Origin of the sequence: Roseimicrobium gellanilyticum (assembly GCF_003315205.1) — a bacterium.
Lineage (GTDB): Bacteria > Verrucomicrobiota > Verrucomicrobiia > Verrucomicrobiales > Verrucomicrobiaceae > Roseimicrobium > Roseimicrobium gellanilyticum.
In genome coordinates, this window is sequence record NZ_QNRR01000006.1 from 380,447 (window position 1) to 400,034 (window position 19,588).

Consider the following 19,588-nt stretch of genomic DNA (forward strand, 5'->3'; position numbering starts at 1 on the left):
GCTCTGACACGGCTCGCATTTGCCGAAACAGACTCTTTGCAACGCCTGCAAATGGGCGAGAATCCGCACGCGGCGTCATCCGACAACACAGACCGGAGTGTGTTCAATCAACCCCGGAATACTCTTGACGGATGGCGTAAATTTTAGAGAATTTGAAGTATTTATTAATATCTCATAAGTAAATAATTCCCTCCCCCAAACACACACGCCCTTACCCCATGAAACTCACCTTCCGCCTCAAAGGTCTGATGGCTGCAGCCTCCCTGGCAGTCGTACCGGGCATCATTCTCGCTCCTTCTTCCAGCTACGGCTACGGCGTTGGCGCTCTGGGCGCAGCCACGGCTGACTCCGCCCGTGGCGGCACAGCGGCGGCCCCGGTGATCGCCATCTCCGGCAGTGCTCCGTCCCAAGCTTCCGTAATTTCAGCCTCGCAAGCTTCTTCCGCCGACACCACCGCTGCCGTTGTCGCCTCCACCCAGACCACCAGCACGAGTTCCAGCGCTCCGGTAGCTTCCTCCCGCCGTTCTTCGGGCAGCAGCTCCACGAGTACCCGCACCACCAGCAGCTACTCCTCCAAGGAAGTGGTGACCAAGAATCCGGTCGTGGAAACCGCCGCCCCTGCCGGTCCGGAGTTCGCTTTCACCGCGGGCTGGGACAGCCAGTACATGTTCAAGGGACTGGACAACGTGCGCGCGAGCAGCTTCGGCGGCCGCGACGAGTCGTCCATCTGGTATGCCAAGTTCTCGGCAGCCTATGAAGGCTTCGGCTTCAACCTCGGCTACATCATGGCCGCGGAAGAAAGCGATCCCCGCTTCTCTCCTGTGGAACGCTCGGAGTACTACAGCGAAGTCGTCGCTGGCGTGAACTACACCGCCTCCATCATCGGTGGCGTATTGGACGGCACCATCGGCTACAACGCCTACTTCTTCCCCGAGGAAGACTTCTGGGGCACCGGCTACCAGGGTGAGCTCTACGCCCGCCTCGCGCTGGTGAATATTCCCTTCGTGACGCCGAACTTCGTGTACTCCTACTTCCACTCGGAAGAAGAGATCCTCGAAGGTCACTTCTTCGAGTTCCGCCTCGACAGCTCGATTCCCGTCTATGAAGGCAACGGCTTCAAGGTGGCAGTGAACCCCTACGCCTCCATCTCCTATGACCAGGACTACAACGGCGTGGGCGGCGACTGGAACTCGATCGAAACCGGCGTCAAGGTGCCGATTTCCATCGGTGACCACCTGATCGTGGCTCTCTCCGGCAACTACGGCTGGGACATCGGCGACGACCGCAGCAACTTCGACAAAGGTTTTGATGATTTCTGGGGCGGCGTGTCTGTCACGTATCGCTTCTAAAAGAACATCCAGATTGATGTGATGACGCGGGCCGGGTTTTCCGGCCCGCCTCTTTTGGAGCCATCCACCCATCCATCTCTATGAAATCCGTCCTTGTTGTTCTTATTGCCACCCTCCTTGCCGGTTCTCTTGCACCTCTCCACGCCGATGGCGGGAAGAGCGGTGACGACCGCGCTGAACGCCGGAAGAAGACCGACTAAGAGCAGCCAAATTACAATTGCGGCATGGGGCAGCGCCTCATGCCGCATTTTTTTCTTCCCGCGCGGCGAGTTTGGAGCACATTGCACCGGCTACGGCCCAGACTCCCTCCATGCCCGATCCCAAGAAACCCCTCAATCTGGACGACATTGACTTTGGCGCGACCCTGCGTGGCCATCAAAAGGGCGATCGGGTGTTCGACCGCTTCCTGTTGGAGAAGCTGCTGGGGCGCGGAGGCATGGGCGTGGTGTGGCTGGGAACGGATGAACGTCTGGGCCGTGAGGTGGCGCTGAAGTTCGCTCCTGAGGCAGTCCGCTACGATGATGTTGCCGTAGACGAGCTGAAGGAAGAAACAAAAAAGGGGCTCAACCTGGCGCACCCGAACATCGTCAAGATCTACGACTTCCTCGTGGATGAAACCCATGCCGCCATCAGCATGGAATTCATCGACGGTGAGAACCTTGGAGCGCTACGCACGCGTCAGCCGAACAAGGTGTTCGAGACCCGCCAGATTGCCCTGTGGGTGGGCCAGTTCCTGGACGCGCTCGACTATGCGCACCGCATCGCCAAGGTCATCCACCGCGACCTGAAGCCTGCGAACCTGATGATCGACCGCGAGGGCAACCTGCGCGTGACGGACTTTGGCATTGCCCGAAGCATCTCGGACGCGATGAATCGCGCCACGTTGGGTATTGGGAACTCCACTGGCACGCTTGCCTACATGTCTCCCCAGCAGGCAGACGGCAAGAAGCCCCACATCACAGATGACCTGTATGCCTTCGGCAGCACCCTATATGAGCTGCTGACCGGCAAGCCGCCTTTCTTCTCAGGCAACATCATTTCCCAGCTCCAGCATGATCCGGTTACCAGCCTCACGGAACGCCGTGAGGAATTCGGCATCACCGCGGGTGAACCGATCCCCATCGAGTGGGAGCAGACGATTCTCGCATGCCTGGAGAAGTCTCCGGAAAATCGTCCTGCCAGTGCTCTGGCAGTCCGTCAGCGGCTGGGCCTCGCCCCTGCCTGCCAGCCAGAGGTGCCACCGCTTCCCGCGGTGCCCGGTGGATCCGGAGCCGTCGGCGGAGCACCTACGAACTTCAGCCACTCAGCCGCGCATCTTCCAACGGCGCATGGACCGACGCAAACTTATGTGCGTCCCGGAGCCGGCCTCACGGAGATGAGCCTGCCGAACCGGCCCATCGGTTCCGGTGCCATCAAAGTAGGCCCCGGCGTCACGCCGGTGCAGCCGCCCACCACGCATGATACCCAGCAACCTGCGACCAAGAAGGGCAGCGGCGGAGTGTTGCTGGTCGTTGGCTTGCTCGCGGTGTTCTTCATCCTGGCCGTCGTGGGAGGAGGTGGGTGGTGGGCTTGGAATAACACGCCCTACCTCAAGAAGCTCCTCGGTAAGGAAGTCGCCGTGAATCCCGGCAATCAGGATCCGACGCCAACACCAACTCCCGAACCGCCCCCGACACCACCAGGCCCTGGCCCCGGACCAACGCCTACCCCCACACCTCCCGGACCCGGTCCTGCCCCCACGCCGACGCCGCCTGGCCCCGGCCCGACCCCAACACCCACGCCTACTCCGCCTACGAATCAGAAGATCCAAGCTCTGATCGACAAGGCAAAAGCTGGCGACACCGTGACGATCCCGGAGGGAATTTACGAGGAGCAGATCAAGTTCAAATCCAGCATCACGCTGAAGGCCGCTGTGCCGGGCAAGGTGATCATTCAGACAGATGGCCGCTCTGGATCGGTCTTCGCAGCGGAGAATTGCGAGGGAGGAACTGTCAGCGGCTTCGTGTTCCAACATACCGGTACGGAAGTGACTGAGAAGGTAAACTGGCCCGTGGTCCTGGTGAAAGTCAGCAGCATCGTGATGGATGGCTGTACCATTCAAGCAGGCCTCGGGAATGGCCTTGAGGTCACCGGCGCGTGCAAGCCGCAGTTCATCAAGTGCATCATCCGGAACAACACCGTCAATGGGGTTGTCTTCGAGAGCGGTGCATCCGGTGCCCTGACGGAGGCGGATGTGCGCAAGAATGGTGAGAACGGTGCAGACATCCGTTTCACCGGTACCCATCCCACCTTTTCCAAGTGCACCTTCGCTGAGAATGGCTTCGCGGGAATCGTGGCCAAAGACGGAGGCAGTGTGAGCGTCCTTGATCAGTCCAGATGCCTGAACAACAACGACGCAGGCATTGCCGTGTCAGGGAAGGACTCGTTCATCAATGTCGTGGGCGCGGAACTGCAGGGCAATGTCATAGGCATTGCCGTCATGGATGGGGGGGCGAAAGCCAAGGTGCAGGAGTGCATCATCACGGAGAGCCAGCAGGCTGGCATTCAGGTTCAGGCTCCAGGCGCGGGCACCGAACTTCTTAACAATACTGTGCAGGGATCCAAGATGGACGGCATTTTGGCCTCAGGCGCTTCCGGCGAGGCCATCACCATTATCGGCAACAAGGTCAAAGGGAACGGAGGAAACGGCATTCTGATCTTCGGCTCGGGCTTCAAACCCAAGGTCGAGCAGAATGAAGTCAGCACCAATGGCCAGACTGGCATCTACGCCGGGGAGGGCGTTTCCGGCACCGTGAAAGACAACACCGTTCGCGGAAATCATCTGGGCAGCATCAAGAATGAGGGTGCCGCCGCAGATATCGTCATCCAGGGGAATCTGGCGGACGAATCCCAGTAACCGCAGCCGTGCCGATACGGCCATGTGGCTCCTGTCGGCTTGCATTTTCAGCCCTGGACCCTACCTTTTGCCAGAACTTCCCTTCGAATCCTCCACCCCTTCTATCCCACCATGAGCCAGCCCAAAATCACCGCCTACCTGAAGACCTACTGTGGATGGAGTGAAGGCGTCCGCGCCATCTTCCGCAAGTACGGACTGGAATGGGAGGAGAAGGACATCATCAAGAATCCTGCCTTCCGCTGGGAAATGGAACAGAAGAGCGGCCAGCCCCTGAGCCCCTGCGTGGAAGTCAATGGCACCATGCTCGCGGACATCAGCGGTGAAGAAGTGGAAAAGTGGATGGTCGAAAACAACCTCCTGGTATCCAGCGATACGGCTCCGGACGCTCCCATCAATTCCTCCTGCACCGACGAGCAGCACGCCGCCATGGCCCGCGGTTCGGTACCGGGACAGATCAAGTTCATTGCTTGATGGGTGGTCCGCATACTCCGTACGCGGTCATGATGTGAACAGGGTTGGTGACGTGAACTGGCGTCGGCGACCCAAAGGTGGAGCAACGCGAACCCGCACACGGAGTGGGCGGACCACTTCTCACGTCCACCGGTTCACCCGGCTGTCGAGCTGGAACACCTGACCTGACGTGTGTGGCAGATCCCGATCGAGGAATGCCACAAACCGCGCGACCGCTTCGCACGTGTTGAAGCGGCGCAGGGAATGCGCATCGCGGACGTTCTGCTTGATCTCCTCCGACAGATGCGCCGTCATCTTCGTCTCGAGCAGGCCGGGGAGAATGCAATTCACGCGAATATTCCGCCCGCCGTACTCCTTCGCCAGCGAGTGCGTGAGCCCAATGATGCCTGCCTTTGCCGCGGCGTAGTTTGCCTGTCCCGCATTCCCCCATCTCGCGGAATTGGAACCAATAAAGATGATGTGGCCGCAGCGTTTGCGGGCCATGGTTTTCAACGCAGCTTGGGAGACTTGAAAGGCGCCCTTGAGATTCACATCAAGCACCGTGTCGAAGTCCTCCTCCTCCATGTTGGGAAGTCGCCGATCGCGAAGCACGCCAGCGCAGTGTACCACCAGATCAACCGATGGCTGTCCATCAAACCATTTTGTGATCGACACGCGGTCAGAGACATCCAGTTCCCTGCGGCCAGGAGCGTGCACGGCATAGGGGTGGGACCGCAGCGCTGTGGTGATTGCCTTTCCGAGGTCCCCCTCGCCACCTGTGACCAGCGCAATAGGAGGCGGCGATTCCGGGGGACTCGAGGTTGAGGCATCCATGGTGCGAGCGTCTTGCACTTCTCCCCACTTGCAGGGGCTTCTCAACTGCTTCCTGCCGGGACCTGGCTTCTTGCTGCCAAAAGAAAATGGCGGGCTCCCAAGGGAACCCGCCACACACTGGATGAAAACGGCTGGTTCTGAAACTCAGCCTGCGCGATTGCTGAAGAGCACCGCAGAAGTGTCATAGGTAATGCGGGCGCCCGTCACTTCGGCAAGGTAGTTCAGCACTTCCGTGAGGGGGACCTTGCTCAGGTTCAGCGACACCGTTTTCTGGGCAATTTCAGGGGACTTGATGATGATATTCGGCACCACCTTGTCTCCGGAAGCCTTCTTGGCGAGAAGACGAAGCGCTTCCACCGCTTCCTCGAGCGATACATCGGCGAAGTCGATCTTCTCGATAATCACTGTGGCGTAGGTGCTGCGCAGCTTCGTGTTATCCACACCAATCTTCTGCTTGATCTGTGCGAGCATCGCGTTCGTGGGCACGTGATTGGGGTTGCGCTCGGCGACCTTGCTCAGCTTCTCACGGGCAATCTCAAACTGGCCTGCTTGGAATGCAGCCTTCCCCTCTTCAAAGAGGACATAGGTATCATCCGCAGCGCGAGCCGGGACGGAAATCAGTGCAGTACCCAGGACTGCAATCGCGATCATCAGGCAGGTCTTCATGGCAGTGGTGTTGGTAATTTTGACACCAATATTTTGCCCAGAGGTGTGCAGGAAGGTCAAGCCTAGACGATTCCACGCGGACGCAAAATAAATGGATTGCCTCGCATGCCGTTATGCAGCCCTCAGAAGATAGCCTGTATGGAACGACCTGCGGCCCCGCGTGCCGCTGCCTGCTCAGGAGTACTTCACGTCCTTGCGTGGCTCCATCTCGAAGGTGAGGATCTGGCTTTGATCCACGCTGGATTCAATCACCTCGCGCACGTATTTGAAGTAGTGGGGATCATCCTGCGCGATGGCGAGCTTATCCAGGCTCTCCACTTCCACGCTCACGAACCAATGCCAGGGGTCGCTCTCACGGATGCGCTTGCCCACATTGAGATGAAGAATTTCACGGATGCGCAACAGGGTGGTGCGCGTGGTCCACATCATCTCCTCAAGCCGCTCCGGCGTGACATCGGGCTTCAGAGTAAAGAGCGAGACCTGGCAGACCATAATTCCCTATTCCAGAGTCGCACTAGGAGCTCCAATCGAGTGCCTTTTTCTTCCAGGCGTAGCCAAAGGCCACCAGCAGGATGGTCACGAACGACAACGCCCACCAGAAAATGGAGGCGCCATGAGCCACGATGTAGTCCTTGTAAATAATCGCCCAAGGATAAAGGAAGACGACCTCAATATCGAAGAGCACGAAAAGCATCGCCACAATGTAGAACTTCACGCTGAAGCGGGGCTGAGCTTCACCAAGGGGGAGCATGCCGCATTCATAGGCGGAGTCCTTCATCTTGTTGCGGCGGGCAGCCTTCCCTGCCAGGACACTGACAAGAAGCGTGGCTCCAGCAAAGCCGGCGGCGATGGCCACCTGCATAAGGACGGGCAGATAATTCTCCAACATGGGTCGGGGGATACTAGACGGGAGTCCGGCGGCGTCAAGAAGCAGGGACCAGGCTACAAAAAAGCCGCCCTGCAATTGGCCAGGGCGGCTTGGTTAAAAGGTTGAGGATGAGTGATACGGTCGAGTCGGGAAATCTAGCGGGCAGCGGCGGCGGCGGCGGCGGCCGCTTCCGCGCGGGCGAGGGTGTGCACGCTGGACGCCTGCTCGATCCCCTTCAAACCGCGATAGCTCTTCAGCTTCTTTTCCACAAGACCACGGCTGACCAGATTCTGGAGCTTCTCATAGGAACGGAGACGCAGCATCTCTTCTCCTCCGCTCACCGCGTTCTTCAGCTTCAGGTTGTCATAAACCAGTCCAAACAGAACGTTGAACTCATACACCTTGCCATCCGACAGAACATTCACCAACTCATCTGTCACATGGTCAGGAACCCGACGCGAAAAACGTGTTTTTCTTACGGTAGCCATAGACGGCTAGTATAGCACGGCGCATAACAATTGGCGAATGAATGTTGCTTCCGGAGCCCAAAAACCGGCCAAAATGGCCCATTTTGGCCCGGTTTGAGGGCTTTTCGAAAGATCCGGGCTTAGATGCCGTACTGAGCTTTCTGCCCTCCTAACGGCTGGAAAAGCTGCCCAGTGCGCTGATTTCACCGCTTTCGGCCTTGATAATGAAGACCTCATCCGAGGCCGCATTCAAGGCGGACTCATAACGGACCTCAAGATCCCCGGCAAAATCATCCACCACAGAAGGATTCGGTGGGAAAACATACAACGCATTGCGGTCAGGCATTGCCACAATGACTTCTTTTCCAAAGACATTCTCAAAGACTTTGCCCAAAGATGGCGCCATCATGAGGCAGGCGAAGATTTCTTTCTCCCCGCGATAGACGCCATATCGGACCTTTCCTTCCTCGTCTTTAATCAGCTCAGGGCGATAGACGGTGAGCAGCCGTTCCGCAGCTTGGCGCGCCTTCTTCTCAAAGGCGTCCGCACTGATGCCTAATTTGGCGAATTCATCATCGGTATACACTTGGATATAAGGGGATGCCGCTATCTCACGGGCTGGGCAAAACACGGTCGTGACGGATCCACCCACGGCCTTCGCATTAGAGGTACCGACCAGCTTCGGCATGGGTAGCAGGAGGAATGGCTCGAGCTTGCGCTCCGGGGTCACCGGGACGGCCTTCGTGGCAGAGGCCGCCGAGGATGCGACAGGGGTGACCGGAGCAGGGGCTGCAGCAGCCTCCTTTTCCGGCGTCCTCGGTTTCTCAACCGACTTTGCTGGCGTCTTGGCGGGTGTTGCCTTTTTGGATGATGACGGCTTCGCCTTGGCAGGCTCTGCCGCGCCGAGGGACAGCACACTGCTGCAACTCAGGACCATCCAAACGAGGGCTCTCTTCATACCCGCGTACCTTGGGTCACCCCTGCCCTACTTCAACCCCAAAACCTCGTCCCTTGCGGTTGGTTCTGCATGCCGTTCTCTTGACTGCGTGCGGTTGACCGCTTGACTCATCGTATGATTTCCCATCTGCGCGGCCAGCTCGTCGAAGCGCTGCCTAACCAGCTCGTCATCGAATGCAACGGCGTCGGCTACCGCTGCTTCATCCCGCTCACCACCTATGACAAGCTGGCGGGAGCGACAGGGGAGGTGAAGCTCCTCACGCACTACCACGTCACCGAACATGATCACACCCTGTACGGCTTCGCTACGAGTGAAGAACGCGATCTCTTCAAGCTCCTCATCGATCGCGTGAGCGGTATCGGGCCGAAAATGGCCCTGGCCGTGCTGAGCGGCATGCCGGTCTCGAACTTCAAGGACAATGTGATTCGCAACGACATCGCTGCTCTTTCGAAGATCAACGGCGTAGGGAAGAAGACTGCGGAGCGCATCGTGCTCGAGCTCAAAGACAAGGTCGGCATCGTGAGCACCTGGCAGGCCGCGCAGTCCTCCACCGCCAGCCTCGCGCCCGATCCCACGCAGGCGGTACAGACCGACGCTGTACTGGCGCTCATTACGTTGGGCTTCAAACAAACTGAAGCGCAGAAGACAGTGCAGGATCTGATGAAGAAGGCCGGCGCGGAAGCGGACAAGATGACGGTGGATAAACTGATTCGCGATGCGTTACGAGGGATGTGAGGCACAATGCGCTTGCCTTATGGGCGCAGCTTTGAGCATGCTAGAGGCAAGTCACTGGTGAACCCATGAATACAAGCACCTCCATCTCCAGCCTGATTCGTGCTGTCGCCAGTTTTGCTTTTTCGTGCGGCGTGATGGGATATCTTTTTTAGCCAGGTGGTCACGATCGCTCCTGGAAGAGACGTGTTCTGGTGGTTTATCGGCTGTGGGCTTTTGCTTCTCACCGGTCTGGCACTTCGTGAATGGTACCATCGGATTGCGGCGGTCGCCCTGGTGACCCTGTGCATCATGTCTGCCATTGAGAGCCATGCACGCGGCATCGCCTACGAGAAGCGCATGATGGCTAAAAAGGCAGCCCGCTCGCAATCAAGCTAGTCATGGCCTACCTGAACAGCAAACCTCGCACGCCAGAAGTCTGTCCGGTATGCGGAGAGGACGTTCCTCCGAAATCACTGGCCTGTCCGGAGTGCGGTTCCGACCACAACACGGGCTGGAAAAAAGATGCCTACACGTATGATGGCGTCGACCTCCCGGATGATGATGAATTTAACTACGATGAATTTGTTGAGCAGGAGTTCGGCAAGGGGAGTGCCAGTCCGAAGCCTGCGGGCATCAAGACCCTCTGGTGGGTGACCGCCATCGTTCTGCTGCTGGCTTGGATCTTGTCACTGGTTTATTGAATCTCCTGTCGGCCTTTTCCACACGCCGGCACCCGCAAGTTTCCACACCGAGCCACTGATTGCTCCGCCAGCGAGGCCCGGCCACAGGGTACGGTCCCAGTTCCACAGGATGATTTTGGCGAACAAGGTGATGAGCAACGAAACGATGGCCAGCGTCACCGTCGTCTTGCTGCGCCCCGTCATCATCGCGTGGAGTGAGAAGACGGCATGACCAGACACGGGAGGGACCCCAAACAACGGGCGGGCGAGGCCAAGCAAGGCGACTCCAATATCAACCGCCCATTGCCAGAAGGTTACGGACTGCCTCTTGCCAAGTCGATCTGCAACCAGGCTGCCTGCAAGAGCCGCGGCAGGTACGTAGTACCAGAGGCGGTAGTGACGCTCCTCACCTGTGAATGCCAGGACGCTGTAAGCCGCCACGAGGAAAGCGGTGCCCATGGCAAAGAAGAGGGAGCGGCTCATGCGCTCGACCATCATCTCTGTGCGGCAGTGCCCTCAGCCGAAGAACCCGCCACCTCCGGGTCCATCTTGCCATCGGCGGTTCCCAACATGGCTACGGGCCCTCTTCCCTTCCAGAGCAAGGCCAGCCGGCGGGTAGGCGCATCCAGAAGGTAAATCTCACTGGACCCAAGCTGGAAGAGCACCTTGTCTCCCGGGAGTTGCACCGCATTGAGCACAGGCAGGCCGACGAAGGGAGTTTCAAAAGCAAGCTTCCAGCGCTCACCACTCGCGGAATCGACGCCCTTCAGGCCATCTCCCGCCCAGTAACCCGTCCGGAAGGACCAGCGGCCTGAAGTAGGGTCGCCCAGTTTGTCGACTTCTCCCACGTTTTCCCAAATGCGCCCTTCCAGACCGAGCTCCTCATTGCGCGCCCTGATGCCGGGAGCGACGGTCGCTTTGAGGTTGGGAACCACCGTCACAAGCTCGACTTGGCCCCCTCGCGGAGCTTCCAATCGTGCCACCAGATCCCATTCCGCCGGGCGCTCTGCATTTCTGCAAACAAACAGTCGATCGACTACCGACTTGGAATCCAGCTCCATCACCTTGACCGGCTTCCCGCCAGACAGCGATCTCCGGTACACGTCTCCATCGTCGCAGGACAGGTAGTACACCATCACGTGCTCCGGCAGGGAAAGAGCACTCGCATTGACCAGCTCAGTGCGTGTGTAGAGAGACATGTGCCCCGCCGACCCATAATAGGCGCAAAGCAATGCATACGAAACAGTCTGCACCAGCAGCGATGCACGGATGCTCCTTCCCAATTGGTGCGGAGTGCCCCTGAACATCCACACCACAAAGGGCCATTCGAGGAGCAACGTCATCACATAGGTAAGGCCGACCATGAGTCCAAGCCAACTCATGGCATTGGACAGCGAAAGTGGCTCCGAAGGATGGAAATTGCCCAGGATGCCGATGCCCAGCCAGGCAGAAAGATAGTTGGCAAGAATCATCACTCCGATGGAGGCGCCCCGATGTGTCTTGAAGATCCATGACAACAGCAGCCCCTCGAAGATGCCGATGAACAGATTCCCAATCAGCATGTGCAGCGAGCCTGCCCACATGAGCGGCGTGCCCATGTTTGCGGATGCCGTAGCCGGATACAACACCACGGGGGTTGCCAGGAGGGCGGCCTTCCAACGCCTTCTGGATTCGGTCACCGATGGGGAGAGGTCCTGGAACATCAGCGCCATGATGGTGCCCGGGCAGAGCCACACGCAATAAAAAAGGAGCGGCCCGAAGGCCGCTCCCACTGCAATTCAATCTACTCTTAACTTAACCGACTGATTAGAAGCGGATGGTCAGGCCACCTTCAAGGATGTGGCCGATGGAGTCGTGACTTCAGCCTCTTCCACTTCAATGTAACCGGATTCCAATTGCTCCTAAAGGCCGTTGCCAGAAGCCACTGCGCCAGCTTCGAGCCCGGCTCAGATGGAGGCTGGGCAGGAAGTAGCGAAGGAGCGCATCCTGTCGACCAGAAGCGCCCTGCTTGCGGATAAGGATACGGAGATGTGAAGTTCACTATCGAGCAGGCGCATGCTCTGGAAATCGACAAACACTCGGTAGGTTCCGCCCAGTGGAATACGCCCCTATGTTGAAGACGCCCGCGTGAGCGTAGTGAATCGATGCGCTGTGTGGGCTTGCCAACCAGTAAGCCCATTTCTATCGTCGGGCATGGTTGCCTCCCTGTCCCTCGTGAAGCGGCGTGCTTTTCTCAAGAGCGGGCTGGCTGCCGTTGCCTTGTGGCAAGCAGGTGGTGTTTCGACTCAGGCGGCGGCAACCTCCATCGAAACCGTCGCGGAGGAGGCGCACCAGGAAATCTGGCGGCGCTTCATCGACAAACGCCTGGATGTCCTCTTTCACTATGCGGGACTGAATGGTGAAGTCACCCTGCCTACGGCGGACCATTGCGCTGCAGCGCAGCCGAATGGCATGAGTTGGTCCACACCGATTGAGGATGGTCCTTTCTTCGGCGGACTGTATCTGGACGGACTATGCAATCGCTGGAGTGTGCGGCGTGATGAGGAGTCTGCGGAGAAGGCGCATCGCATCGCGGCGGGATTGATGAAGTTGGCAGAGCGGAGTGAAACACCCGGCTTCGTTCCGCGAGGATTGGGTGCAGACGGGAAGTCCCATTACCCTGCCAGTTCTGAGGATCAGGTGTTCCCATGGTTCTATGGGCTGTGGTGTTATGTGCGGAGCGGCCTCGTCTCTGGTTCAGAGCGCACACGGATCGTGGAGAAGCTGCAGAGCACTGCGGTGGCCCTGGAGGGCCATCAATGGCGCGTGCCATGTGCACGGCCTGAGTACGGCTACCGCGGCACCTTTGTGCGGCCCACGGCGCATGATGCAGCACGTTTCCTCTTCCTGCTCCGGGCCATGCATCAACTTACGGGTGAGGAACGCTGGCTCACTCAGTATCACGAGCGTCTTCAGGAAAAGGTTGGACCTACCATGAAAAGCCGCCTGGAAATCTGCGCCGAAGGCCTGGAGTACGGAGGGCACGGAAAGGGTGAGACCTACCTGTGGACACACTCCATGTCCCAGGCAGCACTACGTGCACTGGCGGATGCAGAAGCAGATGCCGCCACTCGTGAAGCGTATCGGCAAGGTCTCACCGCATCTGTAGAGAGGGCGGCCACCCACCTGGAGCGCGCCGGGAAATATGATTCCGCGAATCAGTTTGCCTTCGACACCGACTGGAGATTCCTGAATGCATCCTGGAAACCACAGGCCAACTGCGAAGAGGCCATCGCTCTGGGACGTGCGCAACTCCCGCTCTGGGCGGACCGCAATCCACGCAGCCCGTATGAAGATGACACCGTACGGGAGCCACTCTTTGCCGCATGGATCATCTGCCTCGCAGGGAAGGACGTGCAGGAACGCCTCCTTGGCCCGAAGCTTCAGGAGATGCTCACCCGCTACCAGTGGCGAGGCATGTACACCGCGACCTTCTTCATCGCAGTGAACCTTGCGTATGAGCATGGGCGGATGTTGCGGTAGGAATGGCGAGGCCTGAGAGATGGCGACAAAAAATTGTTCGATGCATCCCCGAAACTCTTCAAGCAAAGCGTGGTTGAATGGAATGTCACCACCAGAGTTGTTTCATCCCGCGACCGTCATGAAAACGCGCTCTCTTCAAGCCACTGCCATCATGATGGCCCTGATGGCATCTCTCTCAACGTCACCACTGCCGGCAAAGGATGAGCTCCCTCCCGGCGTGACTCGTGTGACGGTAGTCTTCTCCGGTGGGCACGATACGGTGCCTGTCGATCATGGCCGCCCCGTGGTATTGATCGCAGCGGCGCTGGGTGTGCCGGATGAGGTGTTCCGCGAAGCCTTCAGCCATGTGCGCCCCGCTGCCGGTGGCCGGGAGCCAGAACCACAGCAAGTACGTGCCAACAAAAGTGCTCTCATGTCCGCGCTGGGGAAGCATGGCGTCACCAATGACCGGCTGGACGAAGTCTCAAACTTCTACCGCTATCCTCCAGGTCGCGGTGGCTTGTGGCGGAACAAGCCCGCCACAGCCCATGCACTCGTCAAAGAAGGCACGGTCATCGGTTTCGAAGTGGTGGATGGCGGCTCGGGCTATTCCTCGCCTCCCTCCATCACCGTGCCCGGTGTAAAGACGAGCGAGGTGAAAGTGACCCTGTCGTACGGAAAAGACCTTCAGAAGAACGGCTCAGTCTCGACGATTGCCATGACCGGTGCCAAGGTAAAATGACCTGCATCGCTGATGCCGGCATGTTCACCATGTTCGAGCGCACCGAGGCTTTCTTGAAGGAGCATCCCCACGTCTGGGATGATTCAGGTTTTGCTCTGGAGTACGGGGAGAATCCAACTGGCAGGTTGGACATTGACGCCATGCGGCAGTTCTTCGGCGAGGGCAAACATGCACAGAGCCGTGGCGGTCACATGACCTACGAGGTGAAAGTCGCGCGTGCGACCCTCCTGCAGATCTCTCGTACCGATGGACCCGGCGTTCTGCTGGATTTCCTTGTAGAAGACCTGCACAACACTTCCTGGCGCACAGTGGAGCGCTCCGTTCTGCAAGAGCTGGTCGGCATCTATTTCAGTGAAATGGATTCGCCGGTGATTTTCATCAATCACAGCGTTCCTTCCTCGGGTGGGTACATGATCCACAAGGGTCCCGAGAATTCTTCGGTGACGAATCACTCCTGGGACAACTTCATCTGCATGGTGGACGCCAAAAAGGTCGCATACTGGGTGGATGTCAGCGACGAGTGACAGGTCTCCACGACGGCCGCACCTCACGCGTCCCTTATCTCGAAAAGCGGCGGATGCTGCGGATGCGCCAGCTGTAGAGGTTGTCCAGGGACTTGGCAGAGCTCAGGGTGCCGTTGCGGGCTTTATTGATATAGTCGTAGTCGTCGGTCATCAGAGCGGGGTCATTGGGGTCGATGGCGCGCTCGACGAGAGCATCTCCCTGACGCTCTGCGATGATGGTGTCCTTCCCTTCGAGAAAGGTTTGTGGGTCTGAGGAACGCGCCTTTCTGAGAGTCTGCGCGCGGAAGTGCACGCGGAACGTATTCGACCGGGTGGTGAGTCGCGGATAGATGTTTGCGTAGGGCCTCTCCAGGGTGTTGTCTCCCGTGAGGCGGTGGTTGTTCCAGAAGTTCCTCATGGCGTTCCTCACCACGGTGCCGCTGCCCGAGGGAATGCCCTGATCTTTGGGCACGAGGAATTGCTCACACACCTCACCGGTGTTTTTGAAAAAGCGGCCTTGGTTGAAGGTTTCCTCCCACTGCGTGAGAGTGGCAGCAGCATCGATGTAGTGGCGCCATTTCCCATTCGCGTTTGCCTGGGTGTAGTCCTTGTAGGTCATGCCAGCATTGGTGGGGATGGCGAGCAGCTCCTCAGACTTCAGCACGGCATGGAGGCCGGTGGCGCGGGTGATGTTGGTGAAGGGCACGATGCGGTAGTTCATGTTGACCTTCCCCGCGGTGGAGAAGGGCTCGCTGATGGGATAGGGCTGCACCACGGGCATCCAGAACCAGTCGAGCAAGGTGTGATCCGGGGGTGCGCCAAGGAGGTTTCCCTTCGTGCTGTGATCGGCGGAGCCGAGGTGGCCGGAGCCGGGCGTGAGGTCTGGCCGGAAGAGGAAGGTGGTCCATTGCAGGCCGGTAGATGGCGCGGACGGCAGGGAGCCAAACATGACCGGTGAGGGGATGAGCTGGTTCGGCGCGGTGGTTTGATTCGCGGGGCGCTGATTGATGTTCACGCCGTCCCATGGGTTCTGGCTGAAGTAGGGCGGGATGGAACCGTCGAAGACTTGAGCGCCGTCATCCGGCTTGTTCCAATAGGCGCCGTCTGGCGCTATGCCAGTGCCATTGTCCCAGTCACGCGTATCGGTGGGATTCACGGAGTAGGGATAGTTCGCCGGGACGTTGGCGCGGAAGGTCGCGGAGGCCGAGTCGATGACGAAATCCGGTCGCACATCCGAGTTATAGGTCACTCCGTTCACCAGGCTGGAGGATGTCATGCCATCGCCAAACGTGGGCGAGACACCTCCGGGGCCACCTACTTTGTGTGGCTTGCCTCCGGACTTGGTGAAGGCATGAATTTGGGGAATGGTGCGTGTGATCAGCAACCGGCCCGCACTGATAGTGGCCGGGTCCCAAGCGGGATGCGGCACCATGAGGCGCTTGCGCGCATCCACTCCTACTGCCCCCGCTCCTTCCCTCAAGCGTTGGTAGGGAAGGCGGTAATCTCCGTGACGCACTACCCAGGTGCGCACCACATCATTCACGTCGATGATCTCGGGCGCGCCGAAGCGGGTGGCCCCGGAGGTGCGAACGTCCTTGTAACGCTTGCTGAAGGTGAGTCCCAGTGCCGCAGGCGCAGCGGGCACTGGAACGACCAGATTCTGCGGTATCTCCACCATCAATCTCCTGTCGCCATAGTCGCCATCCCGCTGGTTCCCCACGCGGATTTCCAGGCAACGGTCCACCATCACGCCCCCGGTGCGCGAAGAGGAGATGGTCATGCTGGTGGCGTTGGAGGGGACCAGGAAGTAGCCACGGCTGTACATGGCCGGGTTTGAAAGGGTGTTGGCGGGAGTATCAAAATCCGATTTCCGCAAACTGCTGATTTGGGAATGGGCATTGGTGTCGCTATCCGCATACATCCAGTAGCCGCCGGATCCACCCCACCCTACCCACCAGTCTCCGGTGCTCATGCGTCCGGACTGGGGTGTTTCCTTCGGCTTGATTTTGCAGAGGTACTGCAGGTGGGAGACATTGTGCAGCAGGCTGCCCCATCCCATGTAGGGCTCCCCGGAGACCGTGTCCTGCACCGGCGGCGGCCCCAGCGCATTGACGGCTCCCCCCACCCCGCGCGCGCCAAAGCCAGCGGTGTCGATACGAAGGGAGCCGAGTTGCGTCACATTGAAGGAAGAGCTCGGAGCGATCATGGTGTATCCCTGCGCGGCGCAGAATCCTTCCGCCACCACACCCACCTGGATGGCCTTCACCCCCGCGGGGAGCTTGAGCTTGCTCACCAGGTCAGGGTTCAACTTCGGGGCAGCGCCACTTGCGGGGTTCTCCGCCGCAAGAATGAACACCAAGCCAAACTCGGATACGGTGAATTCGCGACCGATGCCGGTGTTCCAAACGCGGTCATTGCCCTCATCGTTCTGATTGCGCTTGAGTGAGCGGTTGTCGGTGTTGAGCGGGGCACTGTAGTAGGTCATGTTCACCGCGGCGACCTGGCCAAGTGTGTCCGTTCCAATCCAATTTGCCGAGGTCTGCGTGTATGCATCGACAGGAACACGCGGACTCACGTTCTTCGTGGAGTGCGTGCTGTCATTGCCATTGGTCTGGCGGATGTATTCCAGCATTGCCACGAGGGACGAGCCCATGTTGTAGGCACTGGTGGACCAGGAAGCATGGCGGGAATCGTATTTCTCCGTCATGGATTTTGCATATCCCTGCTTCACGGATCTGGCCCCCTCAATGATGTACTGGGCCAGGTGATTGTTGTGAATCATCCCGACACCAAAGGGGTCATTTGCCTCTGTGTTGTAGTAGTTGGAGAAGTCATCCATGTTGGATGCCGCACCACTGCGCCGGAAGTGATAGGGATGCTTGCCCAGCGTGCTGGCAAATGCGGAGACATTGTCAAAGGACGTACGCTTGTTGTTCTGCGGCTCTGGCCGGTAACTCACCGGCCAGATGGACACCCTCGGTGTGCCCGCCGCCGTGAGCTCCGGCGCACGGCTCTCCGACGTGAGGAAGAAGCGGAGCCGCTTTACTCGTGCGGGCTCCTGGGCGAACAAGGCCTGCACAGTTCGCTTTCCTCCTGCCAGGGGGAAACCGGAGATGTCACTTGGGTCATCGATCAAAAGTTCATCCACAGAGGCATAGAGCCGGTCGGTATCGAAGTTCACCGGCACGCTGTTTCCCGCCATGATACCGCCGTCCGCATTCACCCGCGGAGTGATTGCATAGAGCTGTTCCAGCTTCTGGTTCATGGTGGTCGAGCCAGGCACCAGCTTCTCTCCCGGAAAGAAAACTGTGCTCAAACATGTGGTCGCCGGATGCCCTCCAAAGCGCTGCACCTCATTGCGGACAGGCGGTTTCACAGCAAACTCGATCTCACGGTTCGTCGCGCACCGGGGAGTATCCCAAAAGATGGCCTCGGAGGCCGTGTTGATGTTTATCTTGGCGGACTCGTCATCCGTCCAGAAGGCGTACCGGCCCACGATGGGATTCTCTTTGCTGGCCAGCGACTGGCCTGAGAAAGGTGTGAACTTCGGCGAGGTGGAGTCATCCATCACCCCGATGCTGCCATCCTGCAGGACATAGATCCATCGCACTGGCATCGGCAGCCGCTGCATGGAGGCGGTATTCCCAGGCAGCCGGACTCCATTGATGGAGGCATTGCTGACGGCAAGATGCTGCGAGTACTGAAAGCCCTCCGGCACCTTGCTGTCAGGATACGTCGGGCTGACCATGTCCATCACGCGGGGATCGACGATGGGAAACACAAAATCGCCCGCTTCGTCCAGGGCAGGTTCATTGAGATCCGTGTAGGTGCCGGGACGTGCGTCCCAATCGTTGGGAACGTCCGTCTCAAGATTCTGCGCACTGGCGGAGATGAGCATGCTATTCTCCACCACCATGTCCCGCGCACTGTAAAGTTTGTAGACCCGGGAACCGAGGCCGGAATTCGCGATATACGTGCGGATGGCGCCCGGCTGGGAAATCCACAGCGCCTTGCTCTCGGTGGTGCCCATCCGCATCTGGCCAATGGCGTTGTTCATGGCCATGTCCTGCAAGGTCGTCACGTCATGCACTGCGGCCTGGCTGGCAGAGGAGCGCATCTGCACGGTGGACATGCTGAAGAACAGCACCACGACAATCGTCACCATGCCCAGGATCAACAGGGCTGGTAGGAGTGCCGTGCCTTGACGATATGTGGGGCGAAGATGCGAGCCTCTCATGGATTGATGGAAGGAATGTCGCAAATCAGTCAGTCAGCGGCGATACACCCGCACACGCGCGGTGGAAGGGTCCAGTTGCAAGGTCGCATAGCCCGGCGGCAGACCGGGGGACTTCGCCAGATCCCTCTCAGACACAAGGGTGATGGTCCAGGACTGGGCTGCAGGCAGCGTACACCTCCCATCTGGCGTGAATCTGAAGCTGGTGAACTGCCTTATCTCTCCGTCCGGCGCCAGCTCCTCTCCACACTGCAGGGCCGACTGAGTGGCATCAAGCAGAAGAGAATAGGCAGCAGCCGGGTGAAATACGAGGTCCCCTGGCAAGCGCTCCATGGGAGATGAGGCGACGAAGGGCGGCCGGTAGCCGGGCACCGTCGGATCATGGTATTGAGGCTTATCCGGGTCAGTAGTCAGCTTCTCCGTCCCATAAGCACAGGCCCTCCAGGCCAACACGCCCATATCATCTGGCACCCGGTAGAACCTCACCACCACGTCCCGGTTCATGGTGGTGGCTTCCTGCCGGGCTTGCTCCATCATGTGGCGAGCATTGGTCACTCCCTCTTTCATATGGAGCGAACCCATCAATCCATTCATGGAGGACGCCGTGAGGGTGACCAGAATGGTCATGATCGCAATCACCACTACAATCTCCGCCAGCGTGAATCCGCGGGCGGCAGGAGTGTTGCGGGCAATGCGATGGTGTACCATGATGTGATGACTCCAATG

The 19,588-nt window shown here is 58.9% G+C and carries 19 protein-coding genes; 9 read left to right on the top strand and 10 right to left on the bottom strand.

Features of this window, described 5'->3' with window-relative positions:
• The first annotated feature begins 218 nt into the window (after nucleotides 1-218).
• The 3 genes from DES53_RS18350 to DES53_RS18365 all read left to right on the top strand — a co-directional run bounded on the left by DES53_RS18350 (nucleotide 219) and on the right by DES53_RS18365 (nucleotide 4,716).
• Nucleotides 219-1,349: a hypothetical protein gene (locus DES53_RS18350; RefSeq protein ID WP_113959743.1), complete on the top strand. Its 1,131-nt coding sequence runs from the start codon at nucleotides 219-221 to the stop codon at nucleotides 1,347-1,349.
• 310 nt (nucleotides 1,350-1,659) lie between these two features.
• Nucleotides 1,660-4,245, top strand: coding sequence for a protein kinase domain-containing protein (locus DES53_RS18360; RefSeq protein ID WP_113959745.1), 2,586 nt, complete (start codon nucleotides 1,660-1,662; stop codon nucleotides 4,243-4,245).
• A gap of 111 nt (nucleotides 4,246-4,356) precedes the next feature.
• On the top strand, nucleotides 4,357-4,716 hold the full coding sequence (locus DES53_RS18365) for a glutaredoxin family protein (RefSeq protein WP_113959746.1): 360 nt from the start codon (nucleotides 4,357-4,359) through the stop codon (nucleotides 4,714-4,716).
• Nucleotides 4,717-4,836: 120 nt separating this feature from the next.
• Here the strand turns inward: DES53_RS18365 and DES53_RS18370 are convergent, their stop codons facing one another.
• The 6 genes from DES53_RS18370 to DES53_RS18395 all read right to left on the bottom strand — a co-directional run bounded on the left by DES53_RS18370 (nucleotide 4,837) and on the right by DES53_RS18395 (nucleotide 8,218).
• Nucleotides 4,837-5,529 (bottom strand): SDR family oxidoreductase, encoded by a 693-nt coding sequence (locus DES53_RS18370; protein ID WP_113959823.1) that lies wholly within the window; start codon nucleotides 5,527-5,529, stop codon nucleotides 4,837-4,839.
• A gap of 144 nt (nucleotides 5,530-5,673) precedes the next feature.
• Complete coding sequence (locus DES53_RS18375; RefSeq protein WP_147263472.1) at nucleotides 5,674-6,195, bottom strand: tetratricopeptide repeat protein; 522 nt, start codon at nucleotides 6,193-6,195, stop codon at nucleotides 5,674-5,676.
• 174 nt (nucleotides 6,196-6,369) lie between these two features.
• The gene (locus DES53_RS18380; protein ID WP_113959748.1) at nucleotides 6,370-6,687 is read right to left on the bottom strand and encodes a Dabb family protein; all 318 of its coding nucleotides are present in this window, start codon (nucleotides 6,685-6,687) and stop codon (nucleotides 6,370-6,372) included.
• 22 nt (nucleotides 6,688-6,709) lie between these two features.
• Nucleotides 6,710-7,084, bottom strand: a complete 375-nt coding sequence (locus DES53_RS18385; RefSeq protein ID WP_113959749.1) for an NADH-quinone oxidoreductase subunit A — start codon at nucleotides 7,082-7,084, stop codon at nucleotides 6,710-6,712.
• 134 nt (nucleotides 7,085-7,218) lie between these two features.
• Nucleotides 7,219-7,488, bottom strand: coding sequence for a hypothetical protein (locus tag DES53_RS18390; RefSeq protein WP_245958203.1), 270 nt, complete (start codon nucleotides 7,486-7,488; stop codon nucleotides 7,219-7,221).
• 211 nt (nucleotides 7,489-7,699) lie between these two features.
• Nucleotides 7,700-8,218 carry a hypothetical protein gene (locus tag DES53_RS18395; RefSeq protein WP_147263473.1) on the bottom strand — a complete coding sequence of 173 codons (519 nt, stop codon included), beginning with the start codon at nucleotides 8,216-8,218 and terminating at the stop codon, nucleotides 7,700-7,702.
• Nucleotides 8,219-8,602: 384 nt separating this feature from the next.
• Between DES53_RS18395 and ruvA the strand changes: the two genes are divergently transcribed.
• From ruvA to DES53_RS18410, 3 genes are all read left to right on the top strand, one after another.
• The gene (gene ruvA / locus DES53_RS18400) at nucleotides 8,603-9,223 is read left to right on the top strand and encodes a Holliday junction branch migration protein RuvA (protein ID WP_113959751.1); all 621 of its coding nucleotides are present in this window, start codon (nucleotides 8,603-8,605) and stop codon (nucleotides 9,221-9,223) included.
• A 183-nt stretch (nucleotides 9,224-9,406) separates the two neighbouring features.
• Nucleotides 9,407-9,598 carry a hypothetical protein gene (locus tag DES53_RS18405; protein ID WP_113959752.1) on the top strand — a complete coding sequence of 64 codons (192 nt, stop codon included), beginning with the start codon at nucleotides 9,407-9,409 and terminating at the stop codon, nucleotides 9,596-9,598.
• Between the two features lie 2 nt (nucleotides 9,599-9,600).
• Nucleotides 9,601-9,903, top strand: coding sequence for a zinc ribbon domain-containing protein (locus DES53_RS18410; protein WP_113959753.1), 303 nt, complete (start codon nucleotides 9,601-9,603; stop codon nucleotides 9,901-9,903).
• Here DES53_RS18410 and DES53_RS18415 read toward each other — a convergent pair.
• Both DES53_RS18415 and DES53_RS18420 read right to left on the bottom strand, forming a co-directional pair.
• On the bottom strand, nucleotides 9,889-10,365 hold the full coding sequence (locus tag DES53_RS18415; protein WP_147263475.1) for a hypothetical protein: 477 nt from the start codon (nucleotides 10,363-10,365) through the stop codon (nucleotides 9,889-9,891). The two genes, DES53_RS18410 and DES53_RS18415, sit on opposite strands and share 15 nt — an antisense overlap.
• Nucleotides 10,366-10,376: 11 nt before the next feature.
• A complete protein-coding gene (locus DES53_RS18420; RefSeq protein ID WP_147263476.1) occupies nucleotides 10,377-11,618 on the bottom strand; it encodes a hypothetical protein in 1,242 nt (413 codons plus the stop codon).
• A 457-nt stretch (nucleotides 11,619-12,075) separates the two neighbouring features.
• On the opposite strand from DES53_RS18420, the gene DES53_RS18425 reads away from it, so the two are divergent.
• The 3 genes from DES53_RS18425 (at nucleotide 12,076) to DES53_RS18435 (ending at nucleotide 14,649) form a co-directional block, all read left to right on the top strand.
• Nucleotides 12,076-13,404 (top strand): hypothetical protein, encoded by a 1,329-nt coding sequence (locus tag DES53_RS18425; RefSeq protein WP_113959756.1) that lies wholly within the window; start codon nucleotides 12,076-12,078, stop codon nucleotides 13,402-13,404.
• Nucleotides 13,405-13,522: 118 nt separating this feature from the next.
• Nucleotides 13,523-14,125: a hypothetical protein gene (locus DES53_RS18430; RefSeq protein ID WP_113959757.1), complete on the top strand. Its 603-nt coding sequence runs from the start codon at nucleotides 13,523-13,525 to the stop codon at nucleotides 14,123-14,125.
• Nucleotides 14,122-14,649 (top strand): hypothetical protein, encoded by a 528-nt coding sequence (locus DES53_RS18435; protein WP_113959758.1) that lies wholly within the window; start codon nucleotides 14,122-14,124, stop codon nucleotides 14,647-14,649. Before DES53_RS18430 ends, DES53_RS18435 begins: the two co-directional genes overlap by 4 nt.
• Before the next feature lie 34 nt (nucleotides 14,650-14,683).
• Here the strand turns inward: DES53_RS18435 and vccA are convergent, their stop codons facing one another.
• Together vccA and vccD are read right to left on the bottom strand one after the other, a co-directional pair.
• On the bottom strand, nucleotides 14,684-18,865 hold the full coding sequence (gene vccA, locus DES53_RS18440; RefSeq protein ID WP_113959759.1) for a Verru_Chthon cassette protein A: 4,182 nt from the start codon (nucleotides 18,863-18,865) through the stop codon (nucleotides 14,684-14,686).
• A gap of 33 nt (nucleotides 18,866-18,898) precedes the next feature.
• Nucleotides 18,899-19,570: a Verru_Chthon cassette protein D gene (gene vccD, locus DES53_RS18445; protein WP_113959760.1), complete on the bottom strand. Its 672-nt coding sequence runs from the start codon at nucleotides 19,568-19,570 to the stop codon at nucleotides 18,899-18,901.
• Between the last annotated feature and the right edge of the window lie 18 nt (nucleotides 19,571-19,588).